Origin of the sequence: Rhodococcus sp. NPDC076796, assembly GCF_040702765.1 — a bacterium.
Classification (GTDB): Bacteria; Actinomycetota; Actinomycetes; order Mycobacteriales; family Mycobacteriaceae; genus Rhodococcoides.
Window position 1 is genome coordinate 23,650 of the sequence record NZ_JBFBMS010000008.1, and the last position, 22,967, is coordinate 46,616.

Here is a 22,967-nt window from a genome sequence, read left to right on the forward strand (position 1 = left end):
CTTATCGGACGGCCGGGCTTATCGGACGGCGGCGACCTTGCGAGGCCTGCGCTTCTTCGGAGCCACCTTCACCGGCGGGGCGACGACCGACTCACGGGTGAGCGCCTCCTGCAGGAACTTGCCGGTGTAGCTTTCGGAAACCGCGGCCACGGCCTCCGGATCCCCTTGCGCCACAACCATTCCGCCGCCGGAACCACCTTCGGGGCCCATGTCGATGACCCAGTCCGAGACCTTGATGACATCGAGATTGTGCTCGATCACGATCACCGTGTTGCCCTTGTCCACGAGGCCGTTCACGACGCCGAGCAGCTTGCGAATGTCCTCGAAGTGCAAGCCGGTGGTCGGTTCGTCGAGAATGTAGACCGTGCGGCCGGTGGACCGCTTCTGCAGTTCCGCGGCCAGTTTGACGCGTTGCGCCTCGCCGCCGGACAACGTCGTTGCCGGTTGGCCGAGGCGGACGTACCCGAGACCGACCTCGACGAGCGTCTTGAGGTAACGGTGGATCGAGGTGATGGCCTCGAAGAAGTCGGCAGCCTCCTCGATCGGCATGTCCAGGACCTCGGCGATGGTCTTGCCCTTGTAATGGACCTCGAGTGTCTCGCGGTTGTACCGCGCACCCTCACAGACCTCGCACGGAACGTAGACGTCCGGCAGGAAGTTCATCTCGATCTTGAGCGTGCCGTCTCCCGAGCATGCCTCGCACCGGCCGCCCTTGACGTTGAACGAGAATCGACCGGGCTGATAGCCGCGCACCTTGGCCTCGGTTGTCGCCGCGAACAGCGTGCGGATCTTGTCGAACACCCCGGTGTACGTTGCCGCGTTCGAGCGCGGTGTGCGTCCGATCGGCGACTGGTCCACCCGCACGAGCTTGTCGAGCTGATCGAGTCCGTTGATGCGCGTGTGCCGACCGGGAACCTGACGGGCACCGTTGAGCTTGTTGGCCATCACGGTCGCGAGGATGTCGTTGACGAGCGTGGACTTGCCCGAACCCGACACCCCGGTGACCGAGGTCAGCACGCCGAGCGGGAAGCTGACGTCGATGCCGCGGAGATTGTGCTCGCGGGCACCGACCACGGTGACCTGACGCTTCTTGTCCACGACACGACGGGTGTCGGGCAGCGGAATCTCCATCCGCCCGGACAGGTACGCACCGGTCAACGATTCCTCGTTGGTCAGCAGGTCCTCGTACGAACCGCTGTGCACGACGCGTCCACCGTGCTCACCCGCCAATGGACCGATATCGACGATCCAATCGGAGGTGCGGATGGTGTCCTCGTCGTGCTCGACGACGATCAACGTGTTCCCGAGATCGCGCAGCCGCGTCAACGTGTCGATGAGCCGACGGTTGTCGCGCTGATGCAGTCCGATCGAGGGCTCGTCGAGGACGTAGAGAACGCCGACGAGTCCCGATCCGATCTGGGTGGCGAGTCGGATGCGCTGGGCCTCGCCGCCGGACAGCGAGCCGGCCGTCCTGGCCAGTGACAGGTATTCCAGACCGACGTCCAACAGGAAGCCGAGCCGAGCCTGCACCTCTTTGAGGACCTGACCCGCGATTGCTTCCTCGCGGCGACCGAGAGTGAGGCTGTTCAGGAAATCTGCGGTGTCGGCGATCGACAACTCGCACACTTCGGCGATCGACTTCGGCCCGAAGTCGCCCGCCGCGATCGTCACCGACAGGATCTCGGGCCGCAGCCTGGCACCGTTGCAGGTGGGGCACGGCACGTCGCGCATGTAGCCGTCGTAGCGTTCCTTCATCTGCTCGGACTCGGTCTGCTCCAACCGGCGGTGCAGGAACGGCATCACACCCTCGAACTCGGCGTAGTACGACCGCGTGCGGCCGTAGCGGTTCTTGTACTTCACGTGCACCTGGTGATCGCTGCCCTCGAGGACCGCACGCTTGACCTTGGCGGGCAGCTTGTTCCACGGCGCGTTCAGGTCGAATCCCATGGCGTCGGCGAGCCCGGACAGCAAGCGGCCGAAGTACTCCGAGGTCTGGCCCATCGACCACGGTGCGATGGCACCGTCCGCGAGGCTGAGATCGCCGTCGGGAACGACCAGCTCCGGGTCGACCTCCTTGCGGACGCCGAGCCCGACGCAATCCGGGCACGCACCGTACGGCGAGTTGAAGGAGAACGACCGAGGTTCGAGATCGTCGATCGACAACGGGTGACCGTTGGGGCAGGCGAGCTTCTCGGAGAACCGGCGCTCACGGTCCGACGCATTCTCGTCACGGTCGACGAAATCGAGCACCACGATGCCGTCGGCCAACCGAAGGGCGGTCTCCACCGAATCGGTCAGCCGCTGCTTCGAACTCGACTTGACGGTCAGGCGGTCGACGACGACCTCGATGTCGTGCTTTTCCTGCTTCTTGAGCACCGGCGGGCTCGTGAGCTGATGTACGACGCCGTCGACCCGAACACGCGAGTAGCCCTGGGTGTTGAGCGAATCGAACAGGTCGACGAACTCGCCCTTGCGAGTACGCACCACCGGGGCGAGAACCTGGAACTTCAGGCCCTCCTCCATGTCCAGCACCTGATCGACGATCTGCTGCGGAGTCTGCTTCGCGATCTGTTCGCTGCACACGGGGCAGTGAGCCGTTCCCGCACGCGCGTACAACAGACGGAGGTAGTCGTAGACCTCGGTGATGGTGCCCACGGTCGATCGCGGGTTGCGGTTGGTCGACTTCTGATCGATGGAGACCGCAGGCGAGAGGCCCTCGATGAAATCGACGTCCGGCTTGTCCATCTGGCCGAGGAACTGCCGCGCGTATGCGGACAGCGACTCGACGTAGCGACGCTGCCCTTCGGCGAAGATCGTGTCGAAGGCGAGGGACGACTTGCCTGAGCCGGACAGACCCGTGAACACGATCAGCGCATCCCGCGGCAGGTCTATGTCGACTCCCCGCAGATTGTGCTCCCGTGCACCTCGCACTATCAGGCGATCCGCCACTGTGTTCCCTTCTTTCCGAACGAGCACGTCCAGCCGAGTTGCTGCGGGGCGCAGCACTGCACGACCTTCGAGTCGCGTGATGACGTGTGATGCCGACGCACCGGTCACCGTCGTGTAACCGTGGACCCCACGTCGAAAACCTGTTGTGGTGAGGGACGAACCTCACGCAGTAGCAATGGTAGATCCAGGCACCGACAGACTTTTCCACGTGCGCGACCCCGACGCCCATCGTGCCGTCGACGACGGTAGCGTCCTCGAAATGGACGAGCACCTCATGGTCATCGATGACAATTACACCGGCGTCGTCTCCCAGGGTTCGCAGCCGCAGCGGCGAACGATTCCCGGCGCGACGATCACGAAGATGTCGGTCGGCCCCATGGACAACAACACCTACCTTGTCGTCTGTTCCGCAACAGGTCACTCGGTGCTGATCGACGCCGCCAACGAGGCCGACCGCATCTCGTTGCTCATCGACGAGAATGCGCCGACACTCTCACTCATCGTGACGACTCACCAGCACGCCGACCACTGGCAGGCGCTGGCAGACATCGCCGGCGGTACGGACTCGCCGACCGCAGCCCACGAACTCGATGCCGGCCCCCTACCGGTGGCTCCGAACCGCCTGCTGGCCGATCGGGACACCGTGTCGGTGGGCGAGCTCACGTTCGACGTGGTGCACCTGACCGGACACACCCCAGGTTCCATCGCACTCGCACTGACCGATGCCGACGGCGCGCGCACCCACCTCTTCACCGGAGATTCACTCTTTCCCGGTGGCGTCGGCAAGACGGGCAGCCCCGAGGATTTCGCCCATCTGCTCGACGACGTGACGGCGAAATTGTTCGACCGCTTCGACGACGAGACCGTCGTCTACCCGGGCCACGGAAAGGACACGACGCTCGGTGCCGAGCGCCCTCACCTGGACGAATGGCGCACACGCGGCTGGTGACGATGGGCGTGCTTGAGACCGTGAACCACGGGGTATGAATAGTGTGACAAAAGGACGCACAGCGGTAGGTTTTCGGACCGCCGTGCCGTCCCTGGTTCCACCGCCGATGACACGAGAAACTACGCAGGAGGCTGTCAATGCTGGTCCGCCGTATCGCCCGTCCGCTGATGTCTACGATTTTCATCGCAGGGGGCGTCGACGCACTCCGTAATCCCACCGGCAAGGCGCAGGTCGCCACTCCGCTGATCGAGCAGGGCAAGGACGTCCTCCCCAACGACGTCACCGCGAACGTGCCGAGCGACCCGGAGACGTTGGTCCGTATCAATGGCGGAATCCAGGTCGCCGGCGGCATTCTGCTGGCCACCGGCAAGGCACCGCGCATCGCCTCGCTCGCTCTCGCCGGAAGTCTCGTACCGACGACACTCGCCGGGCACGCCTTCTGGAACGAGACGGACCCGGAGGCAAAGGCTGCGCAGCGTATCCACTTCTTCAAGAACCTGAGCCTGCTCGGCGGACTGCTCATCGCGGCCGTCGACACCGAGGGCAAGCCGTCGGTCGCATGGCGTAGCAAGCGCGCAGCACGCCGCGCTCAGGAGAGCGTCGTCTCGGCACTGCCGGGTCACTCCACCCACGAGACCGGTGAGCGGGTCAAGGAAATCGCAGCCGTCGCCGCGAGCCGCAGCGCCGATCTCGCCGAAGCGGCACAGCCGAAGCTGGCCAAGTTCGCCGACGCCGCCCAGCCCAAGTTGGCCAAGCTCGCCGACATCGCCACCGACAAGGGCTCGGAGCTGGCCGAGGTCGCTCAGCCGGCACTGAACCGCTGGGCTCACGTGGCCGCCGACAAGGGTTCCGTCCTCGCCGAGGAAGCACAGAAGCGTGGATCCAAGCTCGCCGAACTCGCCGCCGACCGCGGTAGCGACTTGGCCGAAGAGGCGCAGAAGCGCGGCTCCAAGCTCGCTGACAAGGCTGCGCACCGCGGAACCGACCTGGCCGAGATCGCGCAGAAGCGCGGATCCAAGCTCGTCGACGTTGCCGCTGATCGTCGCCACGAATTGACCGACGTGGCCCAGAAGCGCGCGTCCAAGCTCGCCGATCTGGCTGCCGAGAGGGGTTCGGTCTTGGCCGACGAAGCGCAGAAGCGCGGAGTCACCTGGGCCGATCTGGCGTCCGATCGTGTGGAAACGCTGAGCAAGCGGGCCCGCAAGCGTGCGGAGAAGCAGAGCAAGGAACTCGAGAAGGTGACCGAGCAGGCTCGCGCCAAGCTCGAGAAGCGAGTTGCCAAGGCTCAGAAGAACTTGGACAAGAAGCTGCAGCAGTACGCGAAGTAGTTCTCGCCGAGAACACAGCAACAGACGCGGCCCTGCCCCGGAACCAGCGGTTCTGCGGCAGGGCCGTTGTGCGACGTAGACTGCTCTGGCTGATTTCGAGGCGATATCTTCGCCTCGGCCGAACTCCCGAGGAGACCCTTTGCCGGACGACGGCCACACATCGAGAAACTCCGATGTGCCGATCGAAGAAGACATCGAGCAGGCGCACCTGACGCGGCTGTACACCCAGCTCGACGCACTGCGCGAGTACGCCGCGAACCGATTGCGCGCGGTGCTGTTGGAGACCGGCGGCACCCCGCAGGCCCGTAGCGAACGCGAATCGTTCAACCAGATGTACACCGAGGACATCGCCAAGTACGACGCAGCCGAGAACGGACTGTGCTTCGGACGCATCGACCTCGATCCCGATTCCCTCGACCCCAAGGTCGACGACCGGCCCGAGCGCTACATCGGTCGCGTGGGAATTCTCGACGACAAGAACGACTACGAGACGCTGCTGTTGGACTGGCGAGCACCGATGGCCCGGCCGTTCTACCTGGCGACTCCCGCCGCACCCGAAAACGTGTTGCGGCGCAGGCACATTCGCACCCGCGGTCGTCGAGTGACGTCGATCGCCGACGAATTCCTCGACCTGAACTCTGCCCGATCGTCGAGCGATGCCGCCGTGGCGGGCGGTGTCGCGAGCGAAGGTGCGCTGCTCTCGGCACTCGACGCCGCACGTACCGGCCAGATGAACGACATCGTCGAGACGATTCAGAGCGAGCAGGACGCGATCATCCGATCGCAGCATCGCAGTGTGTTGGTGGTTCAGGGCGGACCGGGCACCGGCAAGACGGCCGTCGCGCTGCACCGCGCCGCCTACCTGCTCTACACCTACCGCCAGCAGCTCGGTAAGAGCGGTGTACTCATCATCGGACCCAACGCCACGTTCCTCGACTACATCGGGCAGGTGCTGCCGTCACTCGGCGAGACGGGTGTACTGCTGTCCACGATCGGCGATCTCTATCCGGGAGTCCGTGCCCAACGCGAGGACTCGGCCGTGGCGACCGAGGTCAAGGGCAGACTGTCGATGGTCGAGGTGCTGACCCAAGCGGTACGCGACCGTCAGGAAGTCCCCGCGCAGCCCCGTCGACTGAAGTTCGACACCTACGACATCACGCTCGATCGCAAGATCGTGACCAGGGCTCGCGGTCGTGCCCGCTCGTCCCGGCGACCACACAACCTGGCTCGGCCGCTGTTCGTGTCCTCGGTCATCGACCAGTTGGCCAACCAGTTGGCGGCGAAACTCGGACAGAACCTCGTCGACGGGTCCAGCCTGCTCAGCGCCGACGACATCGCGGACATGCGCGACGAGATGCGCGAGGACCAGGACGTCATGGCGGCTGTGGACGAACTGTGGCCGGATCTGTCTCCCCAGCAGGTTCTCCGCGACCTCTTCGCATCGCCCGAGAAGATCGCCTCGGCGGCGCCGGCACTCGATGAGGTGGAGCGTGAGGCCCTCGTTCGTCGGGGCCACGGCTTCTCGTCGGCCGACGCTCCCCTGCTCGACGAACTCGCCGAGCTGCTCGGCGTCGACGACGCAGCCGAACGTGAACAGGCACAACGTCAGTGGCGCGGTCAGATCGCCGATGCCCAGGGCGCGTTGGACATCCTGACCGGTTCGGCACCTCAGGACCTCGAGGACGAACTCGATCCGGAGATTCTGATGGCCTACGACCTCATCGATGCCGATCAGCTTGCGCGACGGCAGAATTCGGGTCAGCGATTGACCACGGCCGAACGGGCCGCCGGTGACCGAACGTGGACCTACGGGCACGTGATCGTCGACGAGGCGCAGGAACTCTCGGCGATGGCGTGGCGAATGGTGATGCGGCGCATACCGAATCGGTGGATGACACTGGTGGGCGATACGGCGCAGACCGGCGATCCCGCCGGAACCTCGTCGTGGGGTTCGGTTCTCGAACCGTATGTGGCCAAGCGCTGGAAGCGAACCGAACTGACGGTGAACTACCGAACACCGTCCGAGATCATGGCCGTGGCACACGATGTGTTGGCTGCCATCGATCCCGAGCAGTCCGAGCCGCGATCCATCCGCAGCACCGGAGCCAGGCCGTGGGCCCAACGAGTGGCAGCGGCCGATCTGGTCACTGCGGTGGAGAAACGTGTGGCCGATCACCCGCGCCCTGGCCTGAGCGCCGTGCTGGTTCCCGCAGGCCACGTCGACCGATTCCGCCATCTGGCATCGGAACTGGTCACCGTATCGACGGTCAAGGATGCCAAGGGACTCGAGTTCGACTCGGTGCTGATCGTCGAACCCGGTGCCATCGTGGCCGAGTCGATCAAGGGCATGAACGATCTGTACGTGGCGCTCACCCGAGCGACGCAACGACTCGGCGTGGTGCACGTGGACGCACTGCCGGGTGAACTCTCGGCGCTGCAACCGTTCGAGCCGGAAGCCTAGAGCACCGTACACACCAACGGCCCGCTCCCCTTCGAGGAGCGGGCCGTTGGTGTGTACGGGGTGAGATCAGCGGACGGTGTGCACGATCAGAACATCGCACGTGGACTTGCGAGCGGCGTCCGACGGGACCGATCCCAACAGGCGGCCCGTCAACGAGTTCAGGCCGCGGTTGCCGACGACGAGCAGGTCGCCCTTCACCTCGTCCACGAGCGCCAGCAGCGACTCGACGGGAGCACCGACGATCGCCTTCTCCTCGATGTTCTTCGCACCGGCCTTGGTGGCGTGCTCGCGCGCCGTGCGCAGAATCTCACGCGTCGGTGCCGATCCGGTGATCTGATAGGCGTCCTCGCGCAATGCGTCGGCGGCAGCGGACGTGTCCTTCGGATCGGCCGGGTAGTACGCGCAGGCGATCACCAGGGTGGCATCGGCGTCTCCCGCCAGAGCCGCGGCCTTCTCCACTGCCCGCAGTGACGATTCGGAGCCATCGGTCCCGACGACGACGGTGCGGTAGGCGCTCATTCATTCCTCCATTTGTCGGTCACACACAGATGTGACACTTCTGGTCGAACTCGATTGGTGCAAGTCACAGGACCGAAAGACGTGGTCCGGGGACTGATTCGCTGACATTAGCCGGAACCGGCCGATCGGCACGTGAACTTGGGGAACAACACGATCCGCGCCACTCACATACATTGGTTTCCATGCCGATTCCCCGCCCGCCACTGTCGAGACGGGCCATGACTGTCGGTGCCGCCGTGATTGCGGTTCTGGCGGTAGCCGCCCTCGCATTCGTCTTCCTCCCCCAGGATTCGAGCGCCGACACATCCACTCGTGATGCGCGCATCACGCTACCGGACAGCCCCGGGTCGACGGGCACCGTCGACATCGACGCTCGTCTCTACGCCCCCGCCGTCACCCCCGCGCCGACGGTGCTGCTCGCCCACGGCTTCGGCGGCAGCAAGGACTCGGTCGACGGTGAGGCACGTGACCTCGCGACGCGCGGGTACACCGTGCTCGCCTACAGCGCACGCGGGTTCGGCGACAGCACGGGTTCGATCTCGCTCAACGACCCCGATCGCGAGGTCGCCGACGCGCGCGGACTCATCGACTGGCTCGCCGAACAACCGGAGGTGGAACTCGACGCTCCCGGCGACCCGCACGTCGGAGTCGCCGGCGGCTCCTACGGCGGCGCACTGGCACTGAGCGCAGGCGGCACCGACCCCAGGATCGATTCGATAGCCGCAGCGATCACCTGGAACGACCTGGGTGAGGCACTGTTCCCCAACTATGGCGTCACCTCCGCCGAAGGCCGAGAAGCCCTCGGCGACACCGCTACTCCCGCAGCTGCCGAGTACGGCGGACCCGGCGTCCTCAAGCGCGGCTGGGCCGGAGTGTTCTTCGGAGTGGGCGCAGCGAGTGCACCGCCCGGCGGAAACGGCGACGAAGGCACCGATCCAAGCACCGCCGAGAGCACCTCGGCCTGCGGACGATTCGCACCCGAATTCTGCGACGCCTACACCCAATCCGCGGTGACCGGAATCCCCAGCCAACAACTCCTCGATCTGCTGACCGCCCACTCGCCGGTCGCGGTGGCGTCGAACATCACCGCGCCTACCCTGCTGGTTCAGGGCACCCAGGACACACTGTTCGGTCTGGATCAGGCCGACGCGACGGCGCGTCAGATCGCCGCGGCCGGTGGGAACGTCACCGTGCGATGGTTCGACGGCGGCCACGACGCAGGCGGAACGGACGGCACGAGCGATCGAGCCATCGCCGACTTCTTCGACACGACGTTGCGTGACACCGACGCCGCGACCGGCACCGAGCCGTTCGTCTACTCCACTCAGCGGGCAGCCGACGAACGCGGCGGCGACCGTGACCGCCGGATGACGGCTCCCGCCTACCCGGGACTGACCTCCGCAGCCGATCCCACGGAGACCGAATCGGTGACGTTCGCTCCGACCGCGGAGAACCAGTCGATCATCCGTCCGCCCGGAGCGTCGCCGTCGGCGATCTCGTCGATACCCGGTTTGGGCTCGGTGCTCTCGACTATCGGATCGACCGGGGCCGGAGCCGCCCTGACCGCGGACCTGCCGGGCCAGTCGGCCACGTTCACCAGCGATCCCGTCGATTCGTCGGTGACGATCACCGGTGCACCGAGGGTGAACCTGCGCGTGGCGTCGCTGGCCTCACCCGGTCAAGCCGTTCTGTTCGCGAAGCTATACGACGTAGCACCGAACGGCACGAGAACTCTTCCGGGCGGGGCGGTCTCGGCAATTCGCCTACCCGATACCGAGGGCATCGATCCCGTCGACGTCACCGTTGCGCTTCCCGGCATCAGCTACACCGTGCAGCAGGGTCATCGCCTCGAACTGAGCATCTCCACCACCGATCAGGCCTATGCCGTTCCTCTCGAACCGGCACAGTTCAGCGTGGCCATGACCGACAACACCATCGCGTTGCCCACCGTCCCCGCTGAGGCGAGCGCCAACAGCACCGTTCCGGTGGCACCGCTGATCGGCATCGGTGTCGTCTTGCTCGTGGTCGCCGGCGCGATCGTCGCCGGTGTCGTGCGGACCAGACGTCGCGCAGTAGCCGAAGTGGACGAGGACCTGATCGACACTCCCCTGGTGATCACCGATCTGGCCAAGACCTACTCCAACGGCTTCCGCGCCGTCGACGGCGTCAGCTTCGAGGTGAAGCAGGGCCAGGTTCTGGGTCTTCTCGGGCCCAACGGTGCAGGAAAGACCACAACCCTGCGCATGTTGATGGGCCTGATCACGCCCACCGGCGGCGACATTCGAGTCTTCGGCCACAAGGTGACGCCCGGAGCCCCGGTGCTGTCCAGGTTGGGCTCGTTCGTCGAGGGATCCGGCTTCCTACCGCACCTGACCGGAACGCAGAATCTGCGGCTGTACTGGGAAGCGACGGGTCGCCCGATCGAGGACGCTCACCTCGAGGAAGCCCTCGAGATCGCCGACCTCGGCACCGCGATCGAACGCAAGGTCAAGTCGTACAGCCAAGGCATGCGGCAGCGGCTGGCGATCGCCCAGGCCATGCTGGGGCTGCCGGATCTGATGGTCCTCGACGAACCGACCAACGGACTCGACCCACCCCAGATCAGGACGATGCGCGATGTGCTGATCAACTACGCGAAGACCGGTCGAACCGTGTTGGTGTCGAGCCATCTGCTCGCCGAAGTGGAGCAGACCTGTACCCACGTGGTCGTCATGAATCGCGGATCGGTGATCAGTTCCGGCACGGTCCGCGAACTGACCGCCGCCGGCGGGCAGACCGAGATCAGGGTCGACGACGCCGCCCGCGCGCAATCGGTGCTGAGTGCCTCCGGCCACGACGGTGCAGTGATCGTCGACGACGGCACGGTGACCGTCGACCTGACCGACGCGGACTCCGCCGTCGTGATCAGAGAGCTTGTCACCGCAGGGGTCTCGGTGCGCGGATTCTCGCAGTCGACGCGCCTCGAAGACGTGTTCCTCGACCTCGTCCACCGAGACAACCCAGGGTCCGACACCAGCAAGGATCGATCATGAGCACCACACACGCAGACGGGCGCGCTGCCGGATACACCGGCGGCAGCACCTTGCCGTTCCGTACCGAGTTGCGCAGGCAACTGGGACGTCGCCGCACTCAGCTGGCCATCGGCTTCCTGGCCCTGCTCCCGGTGATCCTGGCCATCGCCTTCACCGTCGGCAGCTCGAGTGCGGACTCCGATGCCGATGGGCTCATCGAGCTCGGCACACGCGGAGGCATGAACTTCACGGTCTTCGCTCTGTTCATGTCCGTGGGATTTCTGCTGATCGTGGTGGTGGCCCTGTTCTTCGGCGACTCGGTGGCAAGCGAAGCCTCGTGGTCGAGTCTGCGATACCTGCTGGCCATTCCCGTGCCCCGGAGTCGCCTGCTGACGCAGAAAGCACTGGTGTCTGCGACGCTGTCCAGTGCTGCGATCCTGGTGCTCGTCGGGGTGTCCCTGTTGATCGGCACAGTGATGTACGGGGCGGAGTCGCTCATCACGCCGCTGGGTGAGGGACTGCCCTACGGCACCTCGCTGCTACGGCTGCTGATCGCGGTCGCGTACATCGGCATCAACCTGCTGTGGGTCGCCGGCCTGGCGATGCTGCTGTCGGTGCTCACCGACGCCCCTCTCGGGGCCGTCGGCGGCGCGGTGATGACGTCGATTCTGATGCAGATTCTGGATCAGATCACGGCGCTGGGATCGCTGCGCAACTACCTGCCCGGGCACTACGCCAATTCGTGGATCGACGCGTTCGGCACGAGCATCGATTGGAACGACATGGTGGTCGGCTCGTTCTCGGCCATCACGTACGCGGCACTGTTCGGGTTGATCGCGTGGCGACGTTTCGGCACCAAGGACATCACCAGCTGAGGCGGCCTACTTTCTCTTGATCGCAGGCCCGAAGACGCCCTCGGGAATGACGCCCTGGCCGACGATCGACTCGCGCCACGGTGTCGCGAGCGAGACCAGCCGAGCGGCACCGTCCTCTCCGAGGGCTGCCCACGGCGAGGCGGCGAGGTCGTTGGTGATGTCCTCGACCAATGTGCGGAGATCTTTGCCGTCCTGAGTCAGCGCACCGTCCGACGAGAGCAGCTCTCGGTCGGCCAGAGACGCGACCGCTGCGTCCCACTGCTCCGTCGACCATCCACGACGCTTGCGCGCGAATTCCTTCTCGAAGCCGTAGCCGGTGGCAGTGTGGGTGATCAACGCTTCCAAGCCGCTCAGGCCCGCCGTCTGCAGTGCCGCGATGTGACCGTCGCCGCGGTATTCGCGAATCAGGGTCAGGGCGTGCCACAGCACGAGATGCGGAGCTGTCGGCCAGTCGAGCTCGGCATACGCGGCGTACAGGGGACGACCGTCGTCACCGGGAATTCCACGCGCCGCGATAGATGCCAGATCGGCAGCCTCGGCCATGTCCGCAGACGTCAGAACCTCGGAGCCGAGCAGCCGGGCGAAAGCGGCATCGAGAGTGTCATAGAGGATGGCCATGATCTCGTCGGGTGACGCGATGTCCCAGGCGGCCGGGATGAGCGGCGCCACCAATTCTCGGTTGAAGTTGTAGAACGTGGCGGTCACGACACCTGCGCCGACGCGCCCCAGAGGCGCTGCTCGGCCCGCGAAATAGCAGGCCCGGGGCGGCAACCCGGCGGCGACCAGAGCATCCTGCGTCTCCGGAAGGAAATAGGTCATCGAGTGAATCAGTTCGAGCGAGCGAGAGGTGCGGCCGGCGGTGGTTGCGTCCATCACTGAACCGTATCGCGTCTCCGGCCGGTCCTATTTGAGCCCGGCCGCGTCCATCCCGCGCAGTTCCTTCTTCAGATCCTGGATCTCATCGCGCAGTCGGCCGGCGAGCTCGAACTTGAGCTCGCGTGCCGCGTTCATCATCTGATCGGTCATGTTCTTGATCAGATCGGCCAACTCGGCTCGCGGCATCGACGACACGTCCTGGCCCTCGTACACACCGGTGCTGACCGACCTGCCCGCCTCGCCCTGCGCTCTCCGTCCACGGCTGGCGTTACGACCGGATCCCCCGACCTCGACGACGGAATCGGTGTCCTCCGCCTCCTGGTACACCTGATCGAGAATGTCGGCGATCTTCTTGCGCAGCGGCTGCGGATCGACGCCTCGCTCCTTGTTGTAGGCAATCTGCTTCTCGCGCCGACGCTCAGTTTCCTCGATCGCGTAGGTCATCGAATCGGTCATCTTGTCGGCGTACATGTGCACCTCGCCGGAGACGTTTCGCGCGGCACGGCCGATGGTCTGGATGAGGCTGGTACCGCTGCGGAGGAAGCCTTCCTTGTCGGCGTCGAGAATCGCCACCAACGAGACCTCCGGCAGGTCGAGACCCTCACGGAGCAGGTTGATGCCCACCAGCACGTCGTACTCGCCCAGCCGGAGTTGCCGGAGCAGTTCGACGCGGCGCAGGGTGTCGATGTCCGAGTGCAGGTAGCGGACACGGATGCCCAGTTCGAGCAGGTAGTCGGTCAGATCCTCCGACATCTTCTTGGTCAGCGTGGTCACGAGCACACGCTCGTCCTTCTCCGCGCGTTCTCGGATCTGATGGACCAGGTCGTCGATCTGGCCCTTGGTCGGCTTGATGACGACCTTGGGGTCGACGAGCCCGGTCGGACGGATCACCTGCTCGACGAACTCTCCCCCGGTCTGGCCCAGCTCGTACTTGCCCGGAGTAGCCGAGAGGTAGACCGTCTGACCGATCCGTTGAGTGAACTCCTCCCACGTCAACGGTCGGTTGTCGGTCGCGGACGGCAAGCGGAACCCGAAGTCGACGAGGTTGCGCTTGCGCGACATGTCGCCCTCGTACATGGCTCCGATCTGAGGCACCGTCACGTGAGACTCGTCGATGACGAGCAGAAAGTCCTCGGGAAAGTAATCGATCAACGTAGCGGGCGCAGTGCCTGCACCACGGCCGTCGATGTGCCGCGAGTAGTTCTCGATACCCGAGCAGAACCCGACCTGCTTGATCATCTCCAGGTCGTATTGCGTCCGCATCCGGAGCCGCTGAGCCTCGAGCAGCTTCCCTTTGCCCTCCAACTCGGCGAGCCGACCTTCGAGTTCGGCTTCGATGTCCTTGACGGCTCGTTCCATCCGCTCAGGACCGGCAACGTAGTGCGTGGCCGGGAAGATGCGCACCGAATCCACCTGCCGAACGATGTCGCCGGTGAGCGGATGGAGATAGTACAGCGCTTCGATCTCGTCGCCGAAGAACTCGATGCGAATCGCCAGTTCTTCGTAGGACGGAATGATCTCGACGGTGTCACCGCGAACCCGGAACGATCCGCGGGTGAAGGCCATGTCGTTGCGGGTGTACTGCACGTCCACCAGCAGCCGGAGCAGCGCGTCACGCTGCACTTCGACGTTGACCTCCAGCTCGATCGACCGATCGACGTACGACTGCGGGGTACCGAGACCGTAGATGCACGACACCGACGCCACCACGACCACGTCGCGGCGCGAGAGCAGCGATGCCGTCGCCGAGTGCCGCAGCCGCTCGACATCGTCGTTGATCGACGAGTCCTTCTCGATGTAGGTATCGGTCTGCGCGATGTACGCCTCGGGCTGGTAGTAGTCGTAGTACGAGACGAAGTACTCGACTGCGTTGTTGGGCAACATGTCTCGCAGCTCGTTCGCCAACTGCGCCGCCAACGTCTTGTTCGGTGCCATCACCAGGGTTGGGCGCTGCAGCTTCTCGATGAGCCAGGCGGTGGTGGCCGATTTGCCGGTACCGGTGGCACCGAGCAACACGATGTCCTTCTCGTCCGCCTTGATCCGGCGTTCGAGCTCGGCGATGGCGGTCGGCTGATCTCCTGCCGGTGTGTGTTCGCTGACGACCTCGAACGCCGGTCCGGTGCGCTCGATTGCGCCCACCGGACGGTGTTCGGAGTGCGCGACAACGGGATGTTCGGATGCAAACGCCATTTCACAAGCGTAGACGCGACCACCGACAAGTTCCGTCGGACAGACCCAGGACGCCGGTTCCCGGTAGCTTCTACAGGCATGGTCGCTCACACGTCAGCCGGTGCGCACACCGTCGTTCATGCCCCCAAGCACGAGACGTTCGACCTCGTCGCCAAGACGAACGTGGATCCCAAGGGGTTCGTCCGTGTCGTCGACGAATACCGCGTCGAGCCGTGGGGGCTGTACATGGCCCGCCCGTCTGACCATGCCCACTTCGACTACCTGGAGTCCTGGTTGTTGCCCGCCCTCGGGCTCCGGGCCTCGGTGTTCCACTACCTGCCCGCGCACGCCCGCGATCAGGACTACTACGTCGACATCGGCGAGTACACCGCCGGCACCACCCGATGGACATCCGTCGACCACTATCTCGACCTCAGTGTCCGCACCGGCCGCGATTACGACCTCTTGGACGTCGACGAGTTGTTCGACGCTCGGGTGGCGCAACACCTCGACACCCCGACGGCGGAGCTCGCGCTGGCCAGATCCATCACGGCCATCGAAGGACTGACGCGGCACGACTACGACCTGAATGCGTGGCTCGCGTCCGTCGGCATGCCGACCGAGTGGAACGGCAAACCGTCCTGATCGGGCCCGACCCGATTCACCCCGACCCGATTCACGCGGTCCAGTTCGTTTCCTCCGCCCACTGCCATGCCCGACGGTATGCCACGTCGAACCACGGGGCCTTCGCGTTCTCGTAGGCCTCGATGGCCGATCGGAAGTCGGTGATTCCGGCAGCGGCCTCGGAGGCGCGTCGCTTGATTCCGGAGTATTCGGTGGTGATGCTGTCGTCCGCCCGCAGCCAGTCACGAAACAGCAGGGCGAACGTCTGATTCGGCCAGCCGTCCACGCGAATGTGTACGTTCGCAGGCCGGCCGGGGTCCGCGCTGCCGTGAAAACGCTTGGACCACACGGCCGGATCGGCTTCGCCGCCGATTCCGTATGCAGGCTTCGGATGGTCGAAGTTGCTGGCCTCTCGTCGGGGGAACCCTGCCACGCGCAGCTGTTCGGCGACGGAATCGGCGTCGTCGAGCCCTCGCACGGTGATCTGGATGTCGATGACATCCTTGGCGTCGAGGCCGGGCACTGCGGTGGAGCCGATGTGGTCGATTCGGACCGCTTTGTCGGCGCAGGCAAGGGCCAGGCGCGAGATGATGCGTCGGGCCTGGGATTCCCACGTGGGGTCGGCCGTCACCTGTTCCGGATGAACACGTGCGATGACACCCTCCCTGATGTTGCGCTCGAAGGGAATCAGACGGTCGTTCCACAGGGTTCGGACGTCGTCGTCGACGCTGCCCGGTGCGCCGGTGTTGTCGATCCACACGTCTGCCGCGGCTCGGCGCGCATCATCGGTTGCCTGCGCTGCGATCCGCGCGCGAGCATCGGCCTCGGGCATGCCGCGCTGTCCCGTCAGACGACGCACCCGTTCCTCGGCGTCGACCCACACGATGACCACGAGGTGGAAGAACGGGCCCATCGATCCCTCGACGAGGAGCGGAATGTCCTGCACCACTACGGCATCCGGCGCTGCTCCGTCGATGATCTCGGCGGTACGCGCACCGACCAACGGATGAACGATGGCGTTGAGCTTCTTGCGGGATTCCTCGTCGCCGAATGCCTTGGCCGCCAAGGCCGGACGGTCGAGCGAGCCATCGGGTGCGAGAATGTCGGCTCCGAAGGTATCCGTCAGTCGTTGCAGCCCAGGTGTTCCCGGCTCCACGACTTCACGGGCCAGTACATCGGAGTCGACGAGCACTCCCCCGAGTTCGGTCAGCACCTTCGCAACGGTCGATTTTCCGGCACCTATTCCACCGGTCAGTCCCAGTCTCAGCATGCCCCCAGTCTGACACTCGAACACGCCGAAGCACACCAGCCTCAAATGCACCGGTTTCGGAGTTCGGTCGGTTATCTTCGACGAGCGCGACCTCGATGTGCCGACCCACAGCTATTGAAAAGGACACCCATGCGAAGCAATCAGATCCAACCGGGTCGGCACCGCCTTGGCATGGATGCAGGCGTTCATTGCATTCTCATCCCGGAAGTAGCCTCGGCGTTGGCCGACCATCGGCGTAACTGGTTCACCAACCTCCTGACCCCCGCCCGCCACAGCTTCGCCACCATGCGCAAGCGGACGGCGAGCGTCGGCCAGTGGAGTCCAGCCACCGCCGCGTAGTTCGCACTCCCCCTCCACCATGGGCCCGGTTCATCCGAATCGGGTCCATTGTCGTTTCCGCAGGGTTTCTGCTCACCTGATTCGAACGAGAAAGCCCCGGTTCTCATGGAGAGAACCGGGGCTCGGTGTCACACCCTCACGGGTGGACCACTTCTATCAGGCGTTGCCCGACAGCTTCTCGCGAAGTGCAGCGAGCTGCGCATCGCTGGCCAGCGAACCACCGGTCGAGGCCGGAGCCGACGCTGCGGGAGCGTCGCCTTCTGCATCGGCGGGGGACTGACCCGACTCGGAGGAGTAGTTGGTGTTGGCGGCTTCGGCAGCTTCGTCCTTGGCCGTCTTCTCCATCTGAGCGGTGTGCATCTTGTGGCGACGCTCTGCCTCGGCGTAGCGACCTTCCCACTCTTCACGCTGCTTCTCGTAACCTTCGAGCCATTCGTTGGTCTCGGAGTCGAAGCCCTCGGGGAAGATGTAGTTGCCACCCTCGTCGTACGAGTCGGCCATGCCGTACTTGGACGGATCGAACTCTTCTGCGTAGTCCTCGTTGGCCTGCTTGAGGCTCAACGAAATCCGGCGACGCTCGAGATCGATGTCGATGACCTTGACGAGTGCGTCGTCGCCGACACCCACGACCTGGTCCGGAACCTCCACGTGGCGCTCGGCCAGCTCGGAGATGTGCACGAGGCCCTCGATGCCCTCTTCGACGCGCACGAATGCACCGAAGGGAACCAGCTTGGTGACCTTGCCGGGCACGATCTGGCCGATCGCGTGGGTGCGAGCGAACTGGCGCCACGGATCTTCCTGAGTTGCCTTGAGCGACAGGGAAACACGCTCGCGGTCCAGGTCGACGTCGAGAACCTCGACGGTGACCTCGGTGCCGACCTCGACAACCTCGGACGGGTGATCGATGTGCTTCCAGGACAGCTCGGAGACGTGCACGAGTCCGTCGACGCCACCCAGGTCCACGAAGGCACCGAAGTTGACGATGGAGGACACGACGCCCTTGCGGACCTGGCCCTTCTGGAGCTGGTGCAGGAACTCGCTGCGGACCTCGGACTGGGTCTGCTCGAGCCATGCGCGACGCGACAGGACCACGTTGTTGCGGTTCTTGTCGAGCTCGATGATCTTGGCCTCGATCTCCTTGCCGACGTACGGCTGGAGATCGCGGACGCGACGCATCTCGACGAGCGAGGCGGGGAGGAAGCCACGAAGACCGATATCGAGGATGAGTCCACCCTTGACGACCTCGATGACGGTGCCCTTGACGGCCTCGTCCTTCTCCTTGAGCTCCTCGATCGTGCCCCAAGCGCGCTCGTACTGAGCTCGCTTCTTGGACAGGATCAGACGGCCTTCCTTGTCCTCCTTGGTGAGGACGAGTGCTTCGATCTCATCTCCCACGGAGACGACCTCGTTGGGGTCGACGTCGTGCTTGATGGAGAGCTCGCGGGAAGGGATGACGCCTTCGGTCTTGTAACCGATGTCGAGTAGAACCTCGTCACGATCGACCTTGACGATGGTGCCCTCGACGATGTCACCATCGTTGAAGTACTTGATCGTGGCGTCGATGGCGGCGAGAAAATCCTCTGCGGAGCCGATATCGTTGACGGCTACCTGCGGTGAGGTTGTGGTTGAGGGCATGTGTTGAGTTGCTCCGGACGGGTTGGGTATCGGTTGATGGATGTTCGGTCGGACTTGGTGAAACGTGTGCAGCACGAGCATCTTCGGCGTATCCGTCACCGGATCCGTGTGCGCCGACGTCGAGCGAACCCGACCTGGGCGCAGCATGAACACACTCGCGTTGAACAGGGTACGCGATGCCGCAGTACCAGCACAAACCCGGTTAGAGTCGGCGTGTGACCGATCTTTCCACACCGTCGTCCACTCCCGGCCGCGGCCGAATCGATTCGGTCGCGAGCGACCGCGCGAGTCGTCTCTGGTGGGATTCCGACGCCGAGAGCTACCACCGTACGCACGGCGCGTTTCTGGGAGTATCGACCGAATCCGGGGAGTTCGTCTGGTGCCCGGAGGGTCTGCACGAGGGCGACGTGCATCTGCTGGGCGATGTCGCGGACAAGGACGTCCTCGAGGTGGGCTGCGGCAGCGCACCGTGCGCCCGCTGGCTCGGGACTCAGGGTGCGCGCGCGATCGGTCTCGACATCTCGATGGGCATGTTGCAGCGCGGCGTCGATGCCATGACCGCAGGCGGGTCGACGGTTCCGCTGGTGCAGGCCAGTGCCGAGTCCTTGCCGTTCGCCGACGAACGGTTCGACATCGTCTGCTCGGCCTTCGGTGCCGTGCCGTTCGTCGCGGACTCCGCCAATGTGATGAAGGAAGTGGCGCGGGTCCTGCGGCCGGGCGGGATCTGGGTGTTCGCGGTCAACCACCCGATGCGCTGGGTGTTCCCCGACGATCCCGGGGTGGGCGGTCTGACCGCGACGATTCCGTACTTCGATCGAACCCCGTACGTCGAGTACGACGCCGACGGGACCCCCAATTACGTGGAGCACCACCGCACGATCGGTGATCGCGTGCGCGAGCTGGTCGACGCAGGTCTCGAAGTGCGCGACATCGTCGAGCCGGACTGGCCGGAGTGGCTCGACCGCGAGTGGGGTCAGTGGAGCCCACTGCGCGGGCAACTCTTTCCCGGCACCGCGATCTTCAGTAGCCGCAAACCGCTCTGACCGACAACGCTGCGATCAGCGCCGGTGCACCCGGGCTTCGACGGCCTCGGTGAAGGCACTGGTCGACGCCTGCCCGCCGAGGTCGGCTGTCGCGACCCCGGATTCGACCGTGGCGTCGACGGCGTGTCGGATCCTGCCTGCGGCCGCGGCCAACCGTTCGTCCCGATGCCGCGGGGCGAGCCACTCGAGCAACATCGCAGCCGACAGGAAGAGCGCTGTCGGGTTGGCACGGTTCTTTCCTGCGATGTCCGGGGCCGATCCGTGCGAGGCCTGCGCCATCGCCTGGGTTTCCGAGGAGTTGATCGACGGCGCGGTGCCCAGCGACCCGGACAGCTCGCCCGTCAGATCCGACAGAATGTCGCCGAACATGTTCTCGGCCACGATGACGTCGTAATCCTCGCCCCGTCGAACCAGGTGCGCCGCAAGCGCGTCAACGTGTTCCTCGGTCACGTCGACGTGCGGAAACTGCTCTCCCACTGCGCGGCACGCATCGCGGAACAGCCCCGTCGTCATCGAGAGCACATTGGTCTTGTGCACGATCGTCAGCTTCCTGCTGCGGCGCTCGGCCAACGAGAATGCCTCACGTGCAATGCGTTCGCAGGCCGCGCGCGTGAACACTCCGACCGCCAGTGCCACATCGGGAGTGGGCATGAACTCCCCGCTGCCGACGAACATGTTGCGATCGGCGTAGAACCCCTCGGTGTTCTCCCGCACGACCACCAGATCCATCCGCGGGGACACCGCCCGCACGCCGGGCAGCGTTCTAGCCGGCCGGATGTTGGCGAACAGATCGAAATTCTTGCGAATCCGTCCGCCCGGAGTCAGCTGTGACCGGAACGGGTCCGGATAGGACGCGCTGTCGTGCGGTCCGAGAATCCAGCTTTCGAGCTCGCCCAACTTCGAGAGCGTGGAATCGGGCATGGGCGTCCCGTGCTCGTCGATGGCACCTAGGCCCAGCGGCAGGTGCACCCAATCGACTGCCGGTCCACCGACGGCTGCCAGGGCCGCGTCGACCACCCGGATCGTTGCGGGCACGATCTCGTGGCCTATCCCGTCGCCGGGCATGGCCCCGATCCGTAGCGCCGTTGCATTCCGGCCGTCCGTCTGCGACATCATGGCCTCCATGGTGCAGTCCGCAGAACTTCTCCTCGACGCCGGCCTCGACGCCGCGGTTCGCCGCGAGTGGGCGGCACTGTCCGAAGCCGGCCTCCCGAGCCAGGACCGCCACCTCGGTGAGTCGAACCGCCCGCACGTCACCGTCGCGGTGGCATCGTCGATGCCGGCCGCGGTGGACGACGGCGATGCGGTCCGCTTCGATCCGTTCGATGTGCGTCTCGGTGGGCTCGTCGTGTTCGGTGGTCGAACGATCACGCTGGCGCGACTGGTCGTTCCGTCGAGAGAGTTGCTCGATCTGCACGCCCGGCTGTACGAGACCGTGGGCGAACGATCGCTCGACCACCTCGAACCCGGCCGTTGGACACCTCACGTGACGGTCGCCCGACGGTTGACGCCCGAGGAGGCAGGAGCAGCGGTGCGCCTGCTCTCGGTGGACGTCGACGATCTGGTCGGATCTGCAGTTGCGCTGCGCAGATGGGACGGCGAGGGCAAACGTGAATGGCGAATCGGATGATCGGCGAACGTCAGAACCGATAGTCACCGAACTGAGTCACCTCCGCGTGGGTATCGGGAGCGAAGCCTGCGAGCACGAGGGCGTCGAGGGCCAGGAAAAGCAGCACAAGCACCAATACAATTGTCATGCCGCTAGCTTCCAACCTGCAGAGACAGTGCACGAGTGGCAGTAACGCCACATATCGACGACTTTCTGCCATACTTCTACGCATGCTGAAACGAGTGGTCGTCGCGCTGATGCCGTTGACCGAACCTTTCGAGCTGGGCGTCGCCTGCGAGGTGTTCGGATTCGATCGCTCGGACGAGGGCCTTCCCACCTACGACTTCTCCCTGATCGCGGGTGTCCCCCAACCGATCCGCACCCGCGTCGGTTACACCATCGACGTGCCACACAATCTCGACAGTCTCGACAGCGCCGACCTGATCATCATCCCGGCCGGGGGCACCGAGGCGGCAGTCGACGGCAGCTACGTCTGCGGCACCGAATACGACGCATCCATCGAACCTCTGCTGGCCAAACTACGCGCGGCGGTGGAACGAGGCGCAATGGTCGCGAGCCTCTGCAACGGCGCCTTCGTACTCGGCAAGGCGGGACTCCTCGACGGCCGACCCTGCACGACGCATTGGCGGCACTCTGCTTCATTGGCCGCGAAATACCCGCTGGCACAGGTGGATCCGAATGTCCTCTACGTCGATGCCGGCAACGTACTCACCAGCGCCGGCACGGCAGCCGGCATCGACCTGTGCCTGCACATCGTGCGCAAGTACCAGGGCAGTGTCGTGGCGAACGGCATCGCCCGCAGGATGGTCGTTCCTCCGCATCGTGACGGCGGCCAGGCTCAATTCGTCGCCAGTCCCCTGCCCGCCACTCGCACCGAGACACTGGCTCCGCTGCTGGACTGGATGACCGAGAATCTCGACTCCGAGCTCACCATCGGTCGATTGGCGGCGCGGGTGAACATGTCTGCGCGAACCTTCGCCCGCAAGTTCGCGGCCGAGATCGGAACGACTCCCGCACGCTGGCTCAACGACCAACGAGTACTGGCTGCGCAGCAGCTGTTGGAGAACTCCGACCTGCCGATGGATTCGATTGCCGAGGTGGTCGGCTTCGGAAACGCCGCGGCCCTCCGTCAGCATTTCGTGCGATTGCGATGCACCACGCCCAATTCGTATCGCCGCACGTTCCGTGCCGCACCCCAGCCCGCCTGAGCAGGGGGCCGTACACAGCCGGGATGATTCCGGCGAGTACCTGCGTTGAGACACACCAGAAGCGCAATCAATCGAAAGGGA

17 protein-coding genes are annotated in these 22,967 nt (G+C 65.0%); 10 read left to right on the forward strand and 7 right to left on the reverse strand.

The genetic code is table 11. The features are described from left to right. Positions 1–18: 18 nt before the first annotated feature. The gene (uvrA, locus tag AB0366_RS20925) at positions 19–2,949 is read right to left on the reverse strand and encodes an excinuclease ABC subunit UvrA (protein ID WP_366245758.1); all 2,931 of its coding nucleotides are present in this window, start codon (positions 2,947–2,949) and stop codon (positions 19–21) included. Between the two features lie 259 nt (positions 2,950–3,208). Here uvrA and AB0366_RS20930 point away from each other — a divergent pair, with 259 nt between their 5' ends. From AB0366_RS20930 to AB0366_RS20940, 3 genes are all read left to right on the forward strand, one after another. Continuing rightward, on the forward strand, positions 3,209–3,898 hold the full coding sequence (locus AB0366_RS20930) for an MBL fold metallo-hydrolase (protein ID WP_366245759.1): 690 nt from the start codon (positions 3,209–3,211) through the stop codon (positions 3,896–3,898). A gap of 137 nt (positions 3,899–4,035) precedes the next feature. Next, positions 4,036–5,226 (forward strand): DoxX family protein, encoded by a 1,191-nt coding sequence (locus AB0366_RS20935; protein WP_121869717.1) that lies wholly within the window; start codon positions 4,036–4,038, stop codon positions 5,224–5,226. Positions 5,227–5,365: 139 nt separating this feature from the next. Continuing rightward, the gene (locus AB0366_RS20940; protein WP_366245634.1) at positions 5,366–7,687 is read left to right on the forward strand and encodes an ATP-binding domain-containing protein; all 2,322 of its coding nucleotides are present in this window, start codon (positions 5,366–5,368) and stop codon (positions 7,685–7,687) included. Between the two features lie 66 nt (positions 7,688–7,753). Here the strand turns inward: AB0366_RS20940 and AB0366_RS20945 are convergent, their stop codons facing one another. Next, positions 7,754–8,206, reverse strand: a complete 453-nt coding sequence (locus tag AB0366_RS20945) for a universal stress protein (protein WP_032378962.1) — start codon at positions 8,204–8,206, stop codon at positions 7,754–7,756. Positions 8,207–8,388: 182 nt separating this feature from the next. Between AB0366_RS20945 and AB0366_RS20950 the strand changes: the two genes are divergently transcribed. Further along, positions 8,389–11,238 carry an alpha/beta fold hydrolase gene (locus AB0366_RS20950; RefSeq protein ID WP_366245636.1) on the forward strand — a complete coding sequence of 950 codons (2,850 nt, stop codon included), beginning with the start codon at positions 8,389–8,391 and terminating at the stop codon, positions 11,236–11,238. Beyond that, on the forward strand, positions 11,235–12,092 hold the full coding sequence (locus AB0366_RS20955; protein WP_121869714.1) for an ABC transporter permease subunit: 858 nt from the start codon (positions 11,235–11,237) through the stop codon (positions 12,090–12,092). Before AB0366_RS20950 ends, AB0366_RS20955 begins: the two co-directional genes overlap by 4 nt. A 6-nt stretch (positions 12,093–12,098) precedes the next feature. Here the strand turns inward: AB0366_RS20955 and AB0366_RS20960 are convergent, their stop codons facing one another. Both AB0366_RS20960 and uvrB read right to left on the reverse strand, forming a co-directional pair. Further along, entirely contained in the window at positions 12,099–12,965 is an 867-nt protein-coding gene (locus tag AB0366_RS20960) for a hypothetical protein (protein WP_366245637.1), read from the reverse strand. Between the two features lie 30 nt (positions 12,966–12,995). Next, positions 12,996–15,158: an excinuclease ABC subunit UvrB gene (uvrB, locus tag AB0366_RS20965; protein ID WP_128645895.1), complete on the reverse strand. Its 2,163-nt coding sequence runs from the start codon at positions 15,156–15,158 to the stop codon at positions 12,996–12,998. A gap of 78 nt (positions 15,159–15,236) precedes the next feature. On the opposite strand from uvrB, the gene AB0366_RS20970 reads away from it, so the two are divergent. Further along, positions 15,237–15,782, forward strand: a complete 546-nt coding sequence (locus tag AB0366_RS20970; RefSeq protein WP_094612596.1) for a DUF402 domain-containing protein — start codon at positions 15,237–15,239, stop codon at positions 15,780–15,782. Between the two features lie 31 nt (positions 15,783–15,813). Here the strand turns inward: AB0366_RS20970 and coaE are convergent, their stop codons facing one another. Beyond that, positions 15,814–17,031: a dephospho-CoA kinase gene (gene coaE, locus AB0366_RS20975; protein WP_128645896.1), complete on the reverse strand. Its 1,218-nt coding sequence runs from the start codon at positions 17,029–17,031 to the stop codon at positions 15,814–15,816. 129 nt (positions 17,032–17,160) lie between these two features. On the opposite strand from coaE, the gene AB0366_RS20980 reads away from it, so the two are divergent. After that, positions 17,161–17,370, forward strand: a complete 210-nt coding sequence (locus tag AB0366_RS20980; protein WP_121869710.1) for a hypothetical protein — start codon at positions 17,161–17,163, stop codon at positions 17,368–17,370. Between the two features lie 156 nt (positions 17,371–17,526). Here AB0366_RS20980 and rpsA read toward each other — a convergent pair whose 3' ends face one another. Next, complete coding sequence (rpsA, locus tag AB0366_RS20985; protein ID WP_366245639.1) at positions 17,527–19,005, reverse strand: 30S ribosomal protein S1; 1,479 nt, start codon at positions 19,003–19,005, stop codon at positions 17,527–17,529. A 215-nt stretch (positions 19,006–19,220) separates the two neighbouring features. Between rpsA and AB0366_RS20990 the strand changes: the two genes are divergently transcribed. Then, entirely contained in the window at positions 19,221–20,048 is an 828-nt protein-coding gene (locus AB0366_RS20990; protein WP_121869709.1) for a class I SAM-dependent methyltransferase, read from the forward strand. A 15-nt stretch (positions 20,049–20,063) separates the two neighbouring features. On the opposite strand, the gene AB0366_RS20995 is transcribed toward AB0366_RS20990, so the two are convergent. Further along, entirely contained in the window at positions 20,064–21,161 is a 1,098-nt protein-coding gene (locus AB0366_RS20995) for an isocitrate/isopropylmalate family dehydrogenase (RefSeq protein WP_366245761.1), read from the reverse strand. Positions 21,162–21,171: 10 nt separating this feature from the next. Between AB0366_RS20995 and AB0366_RS21000 the strand changes: the two genes are divergently transcribed. Both AB0366_RS21000 and AB0366_RS21005 read left to right on the forward strand, forming a co-directional pair. Continuing rightward, positions 21,172–21,678 carry a 2'-5' RNA ligase family protein gene (locus tag AB0366_RS21000; protein ID WP_366245640.1) on the forward strand — a complete coding sequence of 169 codons (507 nt, stop codon included), beginning with the start codon at positions 21,172–21,174 and terminating at the stop codon, positions 21,676–21,678. A 209-nt stretch (positions 21,679–21,887) separates the two neighbouring features. After that, a complete protein-coding gene (locus AB0366_RS21005; RefSeq protein ID WP_366245641.1) occupies positions 21,888–22,886 on the forward strand; it encodes a helix-turn-helix domain-containing protein in 999 nt (332 codons plus the stop codon). The last annotated feature ends 81 nt before the right edge of the window (positions 22,887–22,967 follow it).

What these genes read in the sequence shown, in the direction of transcription:
- AB0366_RS20930 (WP_366245759.1), top strand. Translation starts at nt 3,209, where the DNA reads ATGGACGAGCACCTCATGGTCATCGATGACAATTACACCGGCGTCGTC.
- AB0366_RS20935 (WP_121869717.1), top strand. Translation starts at nt 4,036, where the DNA reads ATGCTGGTCCGCCGTATCGCCCGTCCGCTGATGTCTACGATTTTCATC.
- AB0366_RS20945 (WP_032378962.1), bottom strand. Translation starts at nt 8,206, where the DNA reads ATGAGCGCCTACCGCACCGTCGTCGTCGGGACCGATGGCTCCGAATCG.
- AB0366_RS20950 (WP_366245636.1), top strand. Translation starts at nt 8,389, where the DNA reads ATGCCGATTCCCCGCCCGCCACTGTCGAGACGGGCCATGACTGTCGGT.
- AB0366_RS20955 (WP_121869714.1), top strand. Translation starts at nt 11,235, where the DNA reads ATGAGCACCACACACGCAGACGGGCGCGCTGCCGGATACACCGGCGGC.
- AB0366_RS20960 (WP_366245637.1), bottom strand. Translation starts at nt 12,965, where the DNA reads ATGGACGCAACCACCGCCGGCCGCACCTCTCGCTCGCTCGAACTGATT.
- uvrB (WP_128645895.1), bottom strand. Translation starts at nt 15,158, where the DNA reads ATGGCGTTTGCATCCGAACATCCCGTTGTCGCGCACTCCGAACACCGT.
- AB0366_RS20970 (WP_094612596.1), top strand. Translation starts at nt 15,237, where the DNA reads ATGGTCGCTCACACGTCAGCCGGTGCGCACACCGTCGTTCATGCCCCC.
- coaE (WP_128645896.1), bottom strand. Translation starts at nt 17,031, where the DNA reads ATGCTGAGACTGGGACTGACCGGTGGAATAGGTGCCGGAAAATCGACC.
- AB0366_RS20980 (WP_121869710.1), top strand. Translation starts at nt 17,161, where the DNA reads ATGCGAAGCAATCAGATCCAACCGGGTCGGCACCGCCTTGGCATGGAT.
- rpsA (WP_366245639.1), bottom strand. Translation starts at nt 19,005, where the DNA reads ATGCCCTCAACCACAACCTCACCGCAGGTAGCCGTCAACGATATCGGC.
- AB0366_RS20995 (WP_366245761.1), bottom strand. Translation starts at nt 21,161, where the DNA reads ATGTCGCAGACGGACGGCCGGAATGCAACGGCGCTACGGATCGGGGCC.
- AB0366_RS21000 (WP_366245640.1), top strand. Translation starts at nt 21,172, where the DNA reads ATGGTGCAGTCCGCAGAACTTCTCCTCGACGCCGGCCTCGACGCCGCG.
- AB0366_RS21005 (WP_366245641.1), top strand. Translation starts at nt 21,888, where the DNA reads ATGCTGAAACGAGTGGTCGTCGCGCTGATGCCGTTGACCGAACCTTTC.